This is a genomic window from Hanstruepera flava (assembly GCF_023634025.1).
Classification (GTDB): Bacteria; Bacteroidota; Bacteroidia; order Flavobacteriales; family Flavobacteriaceae; genus Hanstruepera; species Hanstruepera flava.
In genome coordinates, this window is the sequence record NZ_JALJCW010000001.1 from 610162 (window position 1) to 625363 (window position 15202).

Consider the following 15202-nt stretch of genomic DNA (forward strand, 5'->3'; position numbering starts at 1 on the left):
TATGAAAAAATACAAAATTCAAACCACGCCCTTTGTAGTTCCAACCACAGATGGCAAAACCATAAAAGAACATTTTGGATTGGCAACAGATGGCAACAAAGAAATCAGTATAGCACACATGATTGCTCCACCTGGTTGGAGCGAGCCTTTCCAAACTCCAGAATTTGATGAGTTCACCTTTATTATTAAAGGGAAGAAACAATTTGTCATTGAGAACGAAACGGTTGTTTTAGAAGCTGGCCAATCTATAAAAGTCTACAAAAACACCAAAATCCAATACTCCAATCCTTTTACAGAGCCGTGTGAATACCTTGCTATTTGCACACCAGCCTTTTCAATGGATTTAGTTAACAGAGAAAGCGAATGAAGATTATAACTAAACTCATTGGTTTTTTTGTCAATGTTATATCTTTTTTATCAAAACGTATTGCTGGTAAAATAGCGTTGTACTTATTCACAACTCCAAGACGCGGTCGAATAAACGAAAAACAATCTGATTTTTTAGGAACCGCTTTTCGTGAGGAGATTGATTATAAAGACACCAGCATCATGACGTATCGTTGGTTGGGCAATAGAAAGACCATATTATTGGTCCATGGTTGGGAAAGCAATTCCGCACGTTGGCAACCACTTATTGAACAATTAAAAAAACATCACTACTCGATTATAGCTTTAGATGCTCCTGCCCATGGAAGAAGTGGCAGTAAACGCTTTACAGCCATTCAATATGCCGAATTTATTCATGTTGTTAGCAAAAAGTTTAATCCAGATATTATTATTGGACATTCTGCAGGAGGCATGGCCTCTGCTTTTTATCAAAGTGAGTATAGCACCCACAAGAAAGAAGACCTTATATTACTTGGAACACCTTCAGAATTTACTGATGTACTCAAACGTTATTTTAAAATGATGGGTTACAACAATCGGGTAATTGATGGTGTTTATAAATTAGTAAAAGAACGATTTAATGCAGAACCCAGCGATTTCTCTACAGCCAAAATGTTAAAAAGCATAACCTCTAAAGGACTTATAATACATGACGAAAGCGACAAAATTATTCCTTATGCTGATGCTCTAATAATAAACCAAAACTATAAGCATAGTAACCTTATTACCACCAATGGCTTTGGACACTCGTTAAACAATGACCATGTTTATAAATACATTCATGAGTTTATAGCAAGCTAAAATCTTATATTTGCTATATGGAAGAAAAATTAACAAGGCTCAACAAATATTTAAGTGAAGTTGGTTATTGTTCGCGTCGTGAAGCTGATAAACTTATTGATGCTGGTCGTGTAACCATCAATGGTGAAGTTCCTGAAATGGGAACTAAAGTAAGCCCTAATGATATTGTAAGCGTTGATGGAAAAGAAATAAAAAACAATAAAAAAACATTTACCTACCTTGCATTCAACAAACCTGTTGGTATTGTTTGCACAACAGATACACGTGTTGAAAAAGATAATATTATTGATTTTATTAACTACCCAAAACGTATATTTCCAATTGGCAGATTAGATAAACCAAGCGAAGGATTAATTTTTCTGACTGATGATGGCGATATAGTAAACAAGATATTACGAGCCAGCAACAATCATGAAAAGGAATATATTGTTACAGTTGACAAACCCATTTCCCAAACATTTATTCAGCGCATGTCTAATGGCATTCCCATATTAGATACCGTTACAAAAAAATGCCGTGTTGAAAAATTAGACTCTCATACCTTCAAAATTATACTTACTCAAGGCTTAAATCGTCAAATCCGTAGAATGTGTGAATATCTAGATTACGAAGTTCAAACATTAAAGCGCGTACGGATTATGAATATCACATTAGATATTCCTGTTGGAAAGTATAGAGAGTTTACCGACAATGAATTAATGGAACTCAACACATTACTTGAAGATTCTAAGAAAACATATTCTGAAAGATCTTCGCGAAGAAGACATCGAAAATTTTGATGATTAAAACGATTAACATATCCAATCCTAAACGGACTATCCTAATTGTATTGGGTGTGATAATCATTGGAATTGTTTTTGAATCTTACCAACAGCTTTACTATATAAACCGCTATCAATTATCAGCCGATGCTACGTTTTTTGGCCTCTTAAAATTTCAAGCCTTGCGCTGGATAGTCTGGTTATTGCTATCGTTTTTTCTTATAGATTTCTCAAGAAAAATGGCACTAAAGAATCAAGTAACTACTAAAGACTTATTAAAGTATGCTTTGTTAATTATAGGGTTAGTGGTTTTGGGGATATTTAGTATTTCTATTTTACAATTATTATTTTCTGATACAACATTTTCTTTAAACGATTTGTTTTTAGAATTTATCCCATTTTTTACATTTCAAAAAGCACCAATCTACACATTGGGCTACATAGCTATTGCTATAATATTATATTTTCATTTTAAAAATGAACAACTACAAGTAGAAGTACAGCGGTTAGAAGATTTAAAACAATCACATGCAAAAGCTTACAAGGACTTAAAATCTAAAATGGACGACAAAGCACAAATTCTCAATATTAAAATTGGAAATAGCCATAAAATAATTGCTGTTGACACCATTAATTGGATAGAATCTGATGACTACTGCGTCAAAGTACACACATCCAATGGTAGCTCCTACTCCATGCGCAGTTCTTTAAAAGCACTAGAGCAGAAACTAAATGGGCAGTTTTTAAGAATTCACCGAAAAGCCATTGTTAATATGGATAAAGTAAAATCTTTAAACAATTCCAACCAACCCAACCTAATTATCCAAGACGAAACTTCTATATCAATTTCCAAAAGTAATCTTAAAAAAGTTAAGGATTACCTCAACGAAAAAAGTTAGTTTTTAGGAATTTCTTAACGCCTTTTACTGCATTTTTAATTCCATTCTCTGCAAAAACCAATTGTAGTGTTTTTGTTTTTAGTTATTTAGGCAAAAACAATAACATTATGAAAAACTCTATTTTATTTTTAGCTCTAATTTTTTCAATTTCATCAATCTCTGCACAATATGAATACGCAGTATCTAACGAACATCCTTATGGTTTGCCAAATCCAGAAGCTCCAAAACAAATTAAGGACTTTGAACCTATGATTGGTTTATGTAATTGCAAATCTACCGTGAGAAAACAAGATGGCTCTTGGGCTGAACCAATTGATATGACATGGAGGTTCAAGTATATTATGAATGGCATGGCTATTCAGGACGAAACGCTAAAGTCTGACGGTATTCATTCTGGAAGCATTAGACAATTTAATGCAGATAGCAGTAAGTGGTATGTATATTATTATACTGTAAGAAGCATTCCTAAATCACTAACTGCATGGGAGGGCAACAAAAAAGGCGACAAAATCATACTAACCAAAGAACAAGCGGCTCCTAATGGCATGGAAGGCTACTACCGATTGACTTTTTATGATATGTCCAATTCTGGTTACAAATGGATTGGCGAATGGGTTGATAAAGCAGGCACAATAGTTTACCCAACATGGAAAATAAGTTGTACGAGAAAAGATTGAAGTTTTTAAAAAGTATAATTGATGTATCGGGAAATAATAATTATTTTGGTAGATATAATTAACCACATCGTTTCATTATGTCTACCATAACACCGTTTCATATTGCCATCCCTGTTCATAATTTGGAAACCTGCAGAGCGTTTTATCGTGATATATTAAATTGTGAGGAAGGTAGAAGCAGTGACCAATGGGTCGATTTTAATTTATTTGGACATCAATTGGTTATACATTACAAACCAAAAACGAAAGATGAACTTCATACTAATACTGTTGATGGCAAACATGTACCTGTGCCACATTATGGTGTGATACTTAAATGGGAGGTTTTTAAGGAATTTGCAGAAAGCTTAAAAAGCAAAGGCATTAAATTTATAATAGAACCCTATATTAGGTTTGAAGGCTTACCAGGTGAGCAAGCCACAATGTTTTTTAAGGATCCTGCTGGAAATGCTTTAGAGTTCAAAGCATTTAAGGATATGAATAATTTGTTTGCTAAATAAAACTAATCACGATTATGCAATTCCCTGGCAATTAATGTGTTTTTTAACAACATAGCAATTGTCATTGGCCCAACACCTCCAGGAACTGGTGTAATAAAACTTGCTTTTTTCGATACGTTTTCAAAATCAACATCTCCGGTTATAACATAACCTTTTGATGACGATTCATCTGGAACTCTTGTAATTCCAACATCAATTATTACCACATCATCCTTAACCATTTCTGCTTTTAGAAAGTTTGGAACTCCTAATGCAGAAATAATAATATCGGCCTGTGTAGTTATTTGAGAAATATTTTTGGTATGGCTATGGGTAAGTGTAACTGTTGAATTACCAGGAAATCCTTTTCTTCCCATTAATATGCTCATAGGGCGACCAACTATATGCGAACGACCAATAATAACTGTATGTTTTCCATCAGTTTCTACTCCATAACGTTCTAATAATTCTAAAATCCCAAAAGGTGTTGCAGGAATAAACGTTGACATATCTAATGCCATTTTCCCAAAATTTTCAGGATGAAACCCGTCAACATCTTTTTTTGGATCTACAGCCATTAATACTTTTTGCTCATCAATTTGTTTAGGCAATGGCAACTGTACAATAAATCCGTCTATTTCTGGATCTTGATTGAGCTCTTCAATTTTATCCAAGAGTTCAATCTCGCTTGTTGTATTGGACATTTTAACCAATGTAGATTCAAAACCGACACGTTCGCAAGCCCTTACCTTACTCCCAACATAGGTTAAACTTGCACCATCATTACCAACTATAACGGCAGCTAAATGTGGAACCTTTTCCCCTTTAGCTTTCATTTTTTTTACCTCTTCAGCAATTTCGTTTTTTATGTCGTTACTTGTTTTTTTGCCGTCTAGTATAGTCATGATATATTTTTGTTTTTAAATTAATATAAAATGAAAAACATGAGTTACCTCATGTTTTTCATAGCTTGCATCATACGTTTTCCGCCACCACCTTGCATCATTTTCATCATCTTACTCATTTGAGTGAATTGCTTCAACAACTGATTAACCTCTTGTACCGATGTTCCTGAACCTTTGGCTATTCGTTTTTTACGACTAGCATTAATCACTGATGGATTTGTTCTTTCTTTGGGCGTCATAGAATGAATGATGGCCTCAATACCTTTAAACGCATCATCATCAATATCAATACCTTTCATCATTTTTCCAGCACCAGGTATCATACCAATAAGATCTTTCATGTTACCCATTTTCTTAATCTGCTGGATTTGTTTTAAGAAATCATCAAAACCAAATTGATTTTTGGCAATTTTCTTTTGAAGTTTTCTAGCTTCTTCCTCGTCATATTGTTCTTGTGCTCTTTCAACTAAAGACACAACATCTCCCATTCCAAGAATACGATCTGCCATTCGAGACGGATAGAAAACATCTATGGCTTCCATTTTCTCACCTGTACCAATAAATTTTATTGGCTTATCTACAACCGATTTAATTGATATAGCTGCACCACCTCGCGTATCACCATCTAACTTGGTAAGAATAACACCATCAAAATTTAAAATATCATTAAAGGCTTTTGCTGTATTTACCGCATCTTGACCTGTCATAGAATCTACTACAAACAAGGTTTCTTGTGGTTGAATGGCTTTATGGATATTTGATATTTCGGTCATCATGGCTTCATCTACCGCCAAACGACCAGCGGTATCAATAATAACCACGTTATGTCCATTAGCTTTTGCATGAGCTATACCAGCTTGGGCAATGGCTACAGGGTCTTGATTACCTTTATCACTATAAACCTCAACATTTATTTGCTCACCTACAACATGTAACTGATCAATTGCAGCAGGACGATACACATCACAGGCAACAAGCAAAGGTTTTTTGGTTTTCTTATTTTTTAAGTAGTTAGCAAGTTTTCCAGAAAATGTAGTTTTACCAGAACCCTGTAATCCTGACATTAAAATAACACTAGGTGCACCCGATAAGTTAATTCCTTCTGCATCACCACCCATTAATTGTGTTAGTTCATCCTTAACAATCTTAACCATTAATTGTCCTGGTTGTAAGGTTGTTAATACATTTTGACCTAATGCTTTTTCTTTAACTCGGTTTGTAAACTCTTTTGCAATCTTAAAGTTAACATCGGCATCTAAAAGTGCTCTACGAACTTCCTTTAAGGTTTCCGCCACATTTACTTCAGTAATACTACCGTGACCTTTTAAGACGTGTAACGCTTTATCTAACTTTTCGCTTAAATTATTAAACATAGGATTCTTTGAATTTTAAGAATTGCAAATTTAGGAATTTGCACTGTATTTATAAAGTTTAAGCAAACAAAAAAAAGCTACTGTTTCCAGTAGCTTTTCACCTAAACTAATTAACCTAAAATTAGTATTACAAGCAAGTATGACAATCCGCTTCTAAATCATACAAATCACCAACTTCGTTCGTACTTAATGTACGCTTATAGACTCTTAAGTCATCTAAATGTCCTTGAAATCCTTCGCCTATGAGATATTGAGTTGTTGGATCGGAACCTATTGAAAGATCTGAATTTTCTACAACATTTCTCAACTCACCATCTCTATAAAGCCTAACTGTGTTATTGGAATCAACAGTTACAACTAAATGATGCCAGTCAGTATTATCCCAAACAACATCTACCTCTTGATTCCAGTCATTATCCCATAATGTTGTGCTTAAATTATCACCAAACAAAGGTGTGTTTAAGTCATATACACCTAAATTAAATCCTACGGTTGCATTACCAGGCTTTCTAAAAAATATTTCTAAATCACCCGCTTCTGTGTTTTGCATTTTAAACCATACACTTATTGAAAAACTATCGCCTTGCACAATTTGATTATCAGATGTAACTGGAATGGATATATTATCATTCCCAGTAAAGCCTATAGCACATGTTACATTACCAGCTCTGTCCTCTACAAATCCGTTAGTGATATTTGGTACAGACTCTCCAGAAATTAAATCTTTAGCTTCACCAGCAAAAGGCATATACACAACTAAATCATTTGTTAAAACACCTGGATTGGTACAGTCTGAACAATCTCGTTCCATAACCATTATATCTGTATTATTTAATGCTTCAAACTGTAATCGGTCTTCACGACATTCTACAACTAGCCAACTTCCTGTTATAGCTTGAATATCTGGTCCAGCAACATTACTAAATTCTACAATTGTACCATTGGCAGATTGTGAAGTTGACCATCCCGAAACTATAGTCAAACCATTACCGGTAATAACAACTTCGGAAGTAGATATAAAATCAAAATCATAACTTATGAGATGATCATCACCGTTAAAATTGACCACATTCCAGATACACTCTTGTAAAAAGGCATCAACATCTTCTTCAGAGCATGAACTACTGCAATCCTCTACTATAAGTTCTATTGTAAAAACTTCAAAGTTACCATTAAGGGCTTCAATTCTTAAATAAATAGTCTGTGGGTTCGTTGTATTCACAAATGCATTGGGTTGCGCTATTGGATTTACATTAGCTTCCGCATTTGTTTGAGATATATGGAACGATGGTGTATAGTCAACATTACAAATTACATTGCCAAGTACTAGGGTTTCAAGTTCAAAAGTTGCAAATCCATCATTGTCAAAATCACAAGCTGTTACTGTTGTATTTCCAAAGCAATCAAAAGGTGTTTCATTAACATTACAATCCATTTCAAAAACCATGGTTCTAATTCCCGAACCAGTCTCTTGTGAAAATTCTAGATGATTATTTTCACAACTTGTTAATGCCCAATCTCCATCAATTAAATTGAATGTATTTAAACCTGAAATGTTTAAAATGATACCATTATCTGTATCTTCTAGTGTCCACGTTCCTGTTTCTGTAACAGCTGGCGTTCCATTAACCACAACTTCTCCATTTTGACCAAACTCAAGTAGATTTTCATCTAATAAATCGCCATTCTCGTCATAAGTATGGGCTACTATTGGACACTCATACAACCATAATTCTACAAAATCCAAACTTAAATTACATTCGTCATCATCGTTATGATCGTTATCATCATCTTCATCACAATCGTCTTCAGCTTCTGCAATGGCTATTTCTAACTCTGTATTATTGTTAACCTCTATAACTTCACCACTTGCCAAAACCATATTAATTGGGAAATTGATGCTAGCTAAAATGCCACCTTCCAACTCTTCAATAAAAACATATAATTCTTGATCTGAATGAATCTCGACGGTATCTATTACCTGAAAATTACTGTTATAAATTGAAAAGGTTATTGGGTATTGAAAATCAATACATTCAATATCATCATCAGGTTCATTCTCCCCAAAACAATCTTCAATATAAGCTTCTAATTCTTCTTGACTTTCAATAGTGACCTCGGTGTAATCACTTAAAATAATAACAATTGGAAATTGAATTTCAATTTCATCCTGATCGTTTGTAAACTCATCTATTATTTCTTCAATGGCATCATAATCTTCTACAGATTCAATAGTAAGTGTAATTCCGTTTACAACAACTGTAACTGGTAAATCAATTAAAATACAATTGGCATGGTCTATTATATTGTCTATTGAACCATCCAACGTTACTGTATTTCGCATTAAAACCGCTAGATTCGAATCAGCTACCAGGGTTTCTTCTTCATTAGTAGGAGTTTCTTCTACAACTTCATCTTGACACGAGAAGGTTAATCCTAACAATAAAACAATTAAAAAGTAAAAGGGCTTCAAATTAAGTTTCATAGTAAATGATTTTTTTGGTTATTTCTTATAAAACAAGTGAGTTTTAAAAATTCCTACCTCAATATATCTTTTTTTATACATTTACCTGAAATTATATACCTTATGCCAAAGAACCTACATGATAATGTTTGTGATGAAAATATCTTTTCAAATATTTATAAAAGGCATTCTAAAGACTTACATAATTTTCTTTACTATAAGTATGGCGATAAGCTAAATCCGCAAGACAAAGTTCAAGAAGCATTTGTAAAACTGTGGGAAAACTGCAAGAAGATTTTGCCTAAAAAAGCTAAATCATTCTTATTTACTGTTGGTAATAATCTCATGTTAAATGAAGTAGCCCATCACAAAGTAGTATTGAAATTTCAAGAAACAAAACCCCAATCTATAGCCCATGAAACGCCTCAATTTTTAATGGAGGAAAAAGAATATATGCTGAAATTACAAACAGCAATTTCAAGTTTAACTGAAGCACAACGGGTAGCTTTTTTAATGAATAGAATTGAAGGTAAAAAACATAAAGAAATTGCTGAATTATTAAATATTTCTACTAAAGCTGTTGAAAAACGAATTTATGGTGCTTTAAAACAATTACGGCAAGAAATTGAAGGTATTTAAAATTTGAGGTAGGAATTTTTAATTCTTAACTGTTATATTAATAGAACATTGAAAATGGACAGAGAAACACTCATAAAAAAATGGTTAAACCATGATTTAACTACTGAAGAACGTCAAGCTTTTGAAAAGCTTGATGATTATAGTAGTTTAATCAAACTTCATAGTGCTGTTAATAAGTTTAAAGCACCTGATTTTGATAGCACAAGTGTTTTTGACACTATTTCAACTGAAATACAAAAAAAGCAAAAAACTAAAACCAATTGGGTAAAACCTTTTTTAAGAATTGCAGCAATACTGGCTATTTGCTTTAGCGTATACTACTTTGCAGGATCTAACGATACACGTGTTGCTACAATAGCTTCTGAAAAAACAGAACTCATTTTACCTGATGCCTCTACAGTTACCCTAAACGCCAAATCTACCTTAACCTACAATGCAAAAAAATGGGAAGACAATCGTAATTTAAACTTAATTGGAGAAGCCTTTTTTAAAGTAACTAAAGGAGAAAAATTTACAGTACAAACAGCACAAGGTAATATTACTGTTTTAGGAACAGAATTTAATGTTAATAATCGTGAAGGTTTATTTAAAGTTACCTGCTATGAAGGTTCTGTAAAAGTAATTTCAGATATAAAAACACAGGTTTTAAAACCTGGCGACAACTTTTTAATTTTAGATGGGAAATTTATTGCTTCAGAAAAAGAAACGTTTAGTAAGCCTAATTGGTTAAACAACGAAAGCAAATTTAACAGCTTACCTTTTAAATTTGTTCTTGAAGAGTTTGAGCGCCAGTACAACATGAAAGTAGTTTCAAAAACAATTGACACCAATGTACTGTTTACTGGCGGTTTTACTCATAACGATATGGAGTTGGCCCTAAAATCAATTACCTTACCTTTAAATATTAAATACTCGATTAAAAACCAACTGATTGAATTAAGTCGTGAGTAAACGCCTTGTAATAATTGTATTCTGTTTTTTTCTAATCGCCACAACACAACTCCAAGGTCAAAATAGGCAACCTCTTTCAGTAGTGCTTAAAACCATTGAAGTATCGCATGGCATTAACTTCACTTATGCTGATATTAACGTTGTACAAAAAAACGTAAGCATACCAAAAACCGACTTAAAACTCAATGAGCTTATTATCTATTTAGAACATGAAACAGGATTGGTTTTTGAAAAGTTAAGTACTGATACTTTTGCGATACGAAAATTAGAATTTACAGATATAACCAAAACACAATTTTTAGAAGAAGTTGTACTTAAAAATTATTTGACACAAGGTATTTTACTAAATGATGATGGCACCACGCTTTTAAAACTCAATGAATTTGGAATTTTACCTGGTTTAATTGAACCAGATGTATTGCAAACCATTCAGGCACTGCCAGGCATTATAAGCGTTGACGAACGGGTTTCTAACTTAAATATAAGAGGTGGCACACATGACCAAAACTTAATTCTTTGGGATGGCATTAAAATGTATCAATCGGGTCATTTTTTCGGGCTTATCTCTCCCTTTAACCGATCGTTAATTGATAATGTTGTAATTTCTAAAAATGGCACAAGCGCTAAATATGGTGATGGCGTATCTGGCATAATCGATATGCAATCATCAAACAAACGATCAAATACATTTAGCGGTGAACTTGGAATGAATTTAATTGCTGCAGACGGTTTTGTTAAAATTCCTTTATCAAATAAAATAGAATTTCAATTGGCAGCGCGACGCTCTTTAACAGATTTATATGAAACGCCTACCTATAATCAATATTTTAAGCGAATTTTTCAAGATTCAGATTTAACCAACACTTCTGAAAATGTTTCTGTAAATAATGAGCGTCTTTACTTTTATGATTTATCTTCCAAACTTATTTATGATATTTCTAAAAAAGATAAACTGGCATTTAGTTTCTTAAATATTTACAATTCACTAGACTACCAAGAAACCATAAACAATAATAATTTTGACATTTCAAGCAATAGCAACCTCTCACAAGGAAGTTTAGCCTTTAGCACCCAATATACCAGAAATTGGAGTAATCAGTTTAAGACCATTGCATCATTTTATTATTCAGATTATGATTTATATGCTAAAAATCAAGACTTAAACAACAATCAAAAACTAATACAAGAAAATGAGGTTCTCGATGGCGGACTAAAACTTCAAGCCATTTATAATATTGATAAAAACTTGAACTATTCTGGTGGTTATCAATTTACTGAAGTTGGCATTGGCAATCTTGAAGATGTAGACAACCCTGAATTTAGACGTTACATTAAAGAAGTTGTTAGAACACATAGTATCTATAATGAGTTGCTTTTTAAATCAAACTCTGGAAACACACATGCCAGGCTTGGTTTAAGAGCCAATTACATAGAAAAATTTTCTGATTTCTTTTTTGAACCACGAATTTCAATTAATCAAACTTTTTTGAAAGATTTTAGAATAGAAATTTTAGGAGAGTTAAAAAGTCAAACCACATCGCAAATTATTGATTTACAAAACGACTTTTTAGGTATTGAAAAACGACGATGGGTTTTGGCCAACAATAAAGACATACCACTTATACAAAGTCAACAGATATCCACGGGAATCCATTATAATAAAAATGGATTACTAGTTAGTTTGGAAGGTTATTATAAATATGTTGACGGTATTACTTCCCCTAGCCAAGGTTTTCAAAATCAATATCAATTTGTTAATGTTATTGGAGCCTACAATGTTAGGGGTGTTGACTTCTTAATCAACAAACAATTTAGCGCATTTAGCACTTGGTTAAGTTACTCGTTTAGCAAAAACAATTACAAGTTTGCCGATTTAAATAACAACAATAGTTTTCCTAACAATCTAGACATAAGACACCAATTAACCCTTGCTGGTACCTATACGATTAATAATTTAAAAGTAGCGTTAGGATTAAATTGGCATTCAGGTAGGCCTACTACTTCTGTAAACAATAATATTTCAGCAAACACTTCAACTATTAATTACAATTCTCCAAACAGTGAAAACTTACCTGATTATTGGCGATCTGATTTTTCGGCTACGTACAACATCAAGCTATCAAAAACATATAAAGGTCATTTTGGAATATCTGTTTGGAATATTTTTGACACAAGAAATGTACTTAATTCCTACTATACTAAAGACAGCAATAGCAATTTGGTCAAGATTGAAAATACCTCTCTAAGCATAACACCCAATGTTTCTTTTAGGGTATCGTTTTAAATTATAATCGTTCAAAGGTTAACAAATCAGTTCCACCATTTCCTCCGCTTACATCACGAAGTTCTAACTTGTCATCAGAATATGAAGTAACATCCCAATCATCGCTTATCTCTTCAAAATCTGGAGGACTGGTAAAAGAAATATTAAAATCGATATCACCATCTCCACTACTATCTGGAGTAACAGACCAAGTGCCATTATTGGTGTCAACTCCATTTGAGGCATTTATACTTCCTTGTGGATTAAAAATAAAAGAAAACGTTGTGAAGTTATTAGTTTCTTCATGATCAGTGTCAAAATAAAATGTAACAACCCAAGAGCCGGTAGCCATTATAGTCTTTAATTCGTCAATTTGTGCATTTACATTTCCACCGGTTCCTCCACCACCAGATCCTCCTGATCCTCCACCAGTTGAGCTATCATCGTCTGTTGAACTACAAGAACCTAATGCAAATAATAAAGAGAGTGCAATAACCTTGCTAAATAATACTAATTTTTTCATTGTAAAGAATTCAAATTAAAGGTTTTCAAATTTAGCGCTTTCTACTCATAACATTTAAACTTTAACAACTTTTTTGTTAAAACGAGACATACTACATACGTTCAGGAACATCAATTCCAAGCAATTTAAATGCCTCCTTAATTGTACGACCAACGATCATTGACAGCTGAACTCTAAACACCTTATCGGTTTCAGAATCTGCTCCTAGTATGGATACATTTTGATAAAACGAATTAAACTCCTTTACCAAATCATAGGTGTAATTTGCTATTAAAGCAGGACTATGGCTGTCTGCAGCATTCAGTACTACTTCAGGGAATTGCTGCACAAGCTTTATAAGTTGCTTTTCCTTTTCATGTAAATCCTTATCAGAAATTGTATGGCTATAATCAAAATCTGCTTTTCTTAAAATAGCCTGAATTCTAGCATATGTATATTGAATAAAAGGTCCCGTATTTCCTTGAAAATCTACTGATTCTTTTGGGTCGAATAAAATTCGTTTTCTTGGATCAACTTTTAAAATATAATATTTTAACGCACCCATACCAATAGTATGATATAGCGCCCTTTTAGCATCATCTGAATACCCATCAAGCTTGCCCAATTCCTTTGAAATATCTTCGGCTGTATCTTCCATTTCATGAATTAAATCATCTGCATCTACAACAGTACCTTCACGGCTTTTCATTTTTCCGCTAGGCAAATCAACCATCCCATAACTTAAATGATATAAATTTTCAGCCCATTCAAAACCTAATTTTTTAATAATTAAAAACAACACCTTAAAATGATATTCCTGCTCGTTTCCTACGGTATAAACCATACCTCCTACATCAGGATAATCCTTAACACGCTGAATGGCTGTACCAATATCTTGAGTCATGTAAACAGCTGTTCCATCAGCACGTTGAACTATTTTCTCATCTAAACCGTCTTCGGTTAGATCGCACCATACTGAACCATCCTCTTTTTTATAAAAAACACCTGTTTTAAGACCTTCTGCCACAAACTCTTTTCCTAACAAATAGGTTTGGCTTTCATAATACAAACAGTCAAAATCAACCCCTAAAGCTTTATAGGTTTCATCAAAACCATCATAAACCCATTGATTCATGGTTTTCCAAAGCGATACGACTTCCTCATCACCAGCTTCCCATTTACGAAGCATATCTTGAGCCTCCAATAGTATTGGCGCATTCTTTTTAGCCTCTTCTTCAGTACTGTCCTTTTGGATTAACTCCTGAATTTCTTTTTTATACTCCTGGTCAAACTTTACGTAATAATCACCTACAAGCTTATCGCCTTTTAAACCTGAAGATTCCGGAGTTTCACCATTACCAAAACGCTTCCAGGCCAACATACTTTTACAAATATGAATTCCTCTATCGTTAATTATTTGTGTTTTATATACTTTTTTACCTGAAGCTTTTAGAATTTCAGAAACACTGTAACCTAGCAGAATATTTCTAATATGTCCCAAATGTAACGGTTTATTGGTGTTAGGTGAAGAATACTCAACCATTACTGCCTTTCCATTCGCATCAATAGCTTTTATACCAAAATTATCATCTTTTAAAATAGCATTAAAATCGTTTAAAAAAACGTCATCATGTATTTCAATATTCAAAAATCCTTTTACTACGTTAAATCCTTTAACATAGTCAACATGTTCTACCAAAAACGCTCCTATAGTTTCTCCTATTTGAACAGGGTTTCCTTTTACCTCACGAAGCATAGAAAAAACAACAACTGTTATATCTCCTGGAAATTCTTTACGTGTAGCCTGAAACTCAACTGTAGAAAGGTCTACATTGTATTTGTTTTTTACCGCTAACTTAACCTGATTAGAAAGGGTTTCTTGAATGTTCATACATTAAATTTAAGATTGCAAAGATACTATTTTATAGTAAGTAATAAAGGTTATTGTAAGCAAGTGCATTTCATCGACAAAAGTGTAGTTTTTCCAAGATATTTGCCGTTAGTCGATTGACCTCGAATCATGTAAAATTTTTCTTATCCTTTCATCTAATTTATTGGTATTAAAACCCATTAATTAGCTTTTTAAATCACTTTTGGCAAT

At 33.1% G+C, this 15202-nt stretch carries 14 protein-coding genes; 9 read left to right on the forward strand and 5 right to left on the reverse strand.

Annotated elements, in window-relative coordinates:
- The first annotated feature begins 1 nt into the window (after position 1).
- The 6 genes from MTX13_RS02855 to MTX13_RS02880 all read left to right on the forward strand — a co-directional run bounded on the left by MTX13_RS02855 (position 2) and on the right by MTX13_RS02880 (position 4025).
- Complete coding sequence (locus MTX13_RS02855) at positions 2–367, forward strand: cupin domain-containing protein (RefSeq protein WP_250432906.1); 366 nt, start codon at positions 2–4, stop codon at positions 365–367.
- On the forward strand, positions 364–1188 hold the full coding sequence (locus tag MTX13_RS02860) for an alpha/beta fold hydrolase (RefSeq protein WP_250432907.1): 825 nt from the start codon (positions 364–366) through the stop codon (positions 1186–1188). The genes MTX13_RS02855 and MTX13_RS02860 overlap by 4 nt, the downstream gene beginning before the upstream one ends.
- A gap of 17 nt (positions 1189–1205) precedes the next feature.
- Entirely contained in the window at positions 1206–1967 is a 762-nt protein-coding gene (gene rluF / locus MTX13_RS02865) for a 23S rRNA pseudouridine(2604) synthase RluF (RefSeq protein ID WP_250432908.1), read from the forward strand.
- Entirely contained in the window at positions 1967–2848 is an 882-nt protein-coding gene (locus MTX13_RS02870; protein ID WP_250432909.1) for a LytR/AlgR family response regulator transcription factor, read from the forward strand. Before rluF ends, MTX13_RS02870 begins: the two co-directional genes overlap by 1 nt.
- 107 nt (positions 2849–2955) lie before the next feature.
- Entirely contained in the window at positions 2956–3525 is a 570-nt protein-coding gene (locus tag MTX13_RS02875; RefSeq protein WP_250432910.1) for a hypothetical protein, read from the forward strand.
- Between the two features lie 77 nt (positions 3526–3602).
- Positions 3603–4025: a VOC family protein gene (locus MTX13_RS02880; RefSeq protein WP_250432911.1), complete on the forward strand. Its 423-nt coding sequence runs from the start codon at positions 3603–3605 to the stop codon at positions 4023–4025.
- Positions 4026–4027: 2 nt separating this feature from the next.
- On the opposite strand, the gene MTX13_RS02885 is transcribed toward MTX13_RS02880, so the two are convergent.
- From MTX13_RS02885 to MTX13_RS02895, 3 genes are all read right to left on the reverse strand, one after another.
- Positions 4028–4909 (reverse strand): bifunctional 5,10-methylenetetrahydrofolate dehydrogenase/5,10-methenyltetrahydrofolate cyclohydrolase, encoded by an 882-nt coding sequence (locus MTX13_RS02885; RefSeq protein ID WP_250432912.1) that lies wholly within the window; start codon positions 4907–4909, stop codon positions 4028–4030.
- A gap of 44 nt (positions 4910–4953) precedes the next feature.
- A complete protein-coding gene (ffh, locus tag MTX13_RS02890) occupies positions 4954–6282 on the reverse strand; it encodes a signal recognition particle protein (RefSeq protein ID WP_250432913.1) in 1329 nt (442 codons plus the stop codon).
- A 127-nt stretch (positions 6283–6409) separates the two neighbouring features.
- Entirely contained in the window at positions 6410–8767 is a 2358-nt protein-coding gene (locus MTX13_RS02895; protein ID WP_250432914.1) for a LamG domain-containing protein, read from the reverse strand.
- 102 nt (positions 8768–8869) lie between these two features.
- Here MTX13_RS02895 and MTX13_RS02900 point away from each other — a divergent pair, with 102 nt between their 5' ends.
- Genes MTX13_RS02900 through MTX13_RS02910 form a run of 3 tightly spaced genes read left to right on the forward strand, consistent with a single transcriptional unit; the run spans position 8870 to position 12620 of the window.
- Positions 8870–9385: an RNA polymerase sigma factor gene (locus MTX13_RS02900; RefSeq protein ID WP_250432915.1), complete on the forward strand. Its 516-nt coding sequence runs from the start codon at positions 8870–8872 to the stop codon at positions 9383–9385.
- Positions 9386–9439: 54 nt separating this feature from the next.
- Positions 9440–10336, forward strand: a complete 897-nt coding sequence (locus MTX13_RS02905) for a FecR family protein (protein WP_250432916.1) — start codon at positions 9440–9442, stop codon at positions 10334–10336.
- Positions 10329–12620 (forward strand): TonB-dependent receptor plug domain-containing protein, encoded by a 2292-nt coding sequence (locus MTX13_RS02910; RefSeq protein WP_250432917.1) that lies wholly within the window; start codon positions 10329–10331, stop codon positions 12618–12620. Before MTX13_RS02905 ends, MTX13_RS02910 begins: the two co-directional genes overlap by 8 nt.
- Position 12621: 1 nt before the next feature.
- Here MTX13_RS02910 and MTX13_RS02915 read toward each other — a convergent pair whose 3' ends face one another.
- Positions 12622–13122: a hypothetical protein gene (locus MTX13_RS02915; protein WP_250432918.1), complete on the reverse strand. Its 501-nt coding sequence runs from the start codon at positions 13120–13122 to the stop codon at positions 12622–12624.
- 91 nt (positions 13123–13213) lie between these two features.
- Complete coding sequence (argS, locus tag MTX13_RS02920; RefSeq protein WP_250432919.1) at positions 13214–14992, reverse strand: arginine--tRNA ligase; 1779 nt, start codon at positions 14990–14992, stop codon at positions 13214–13216.
- Positions 14993–15202: the final 210 nt, after the last annotated feature.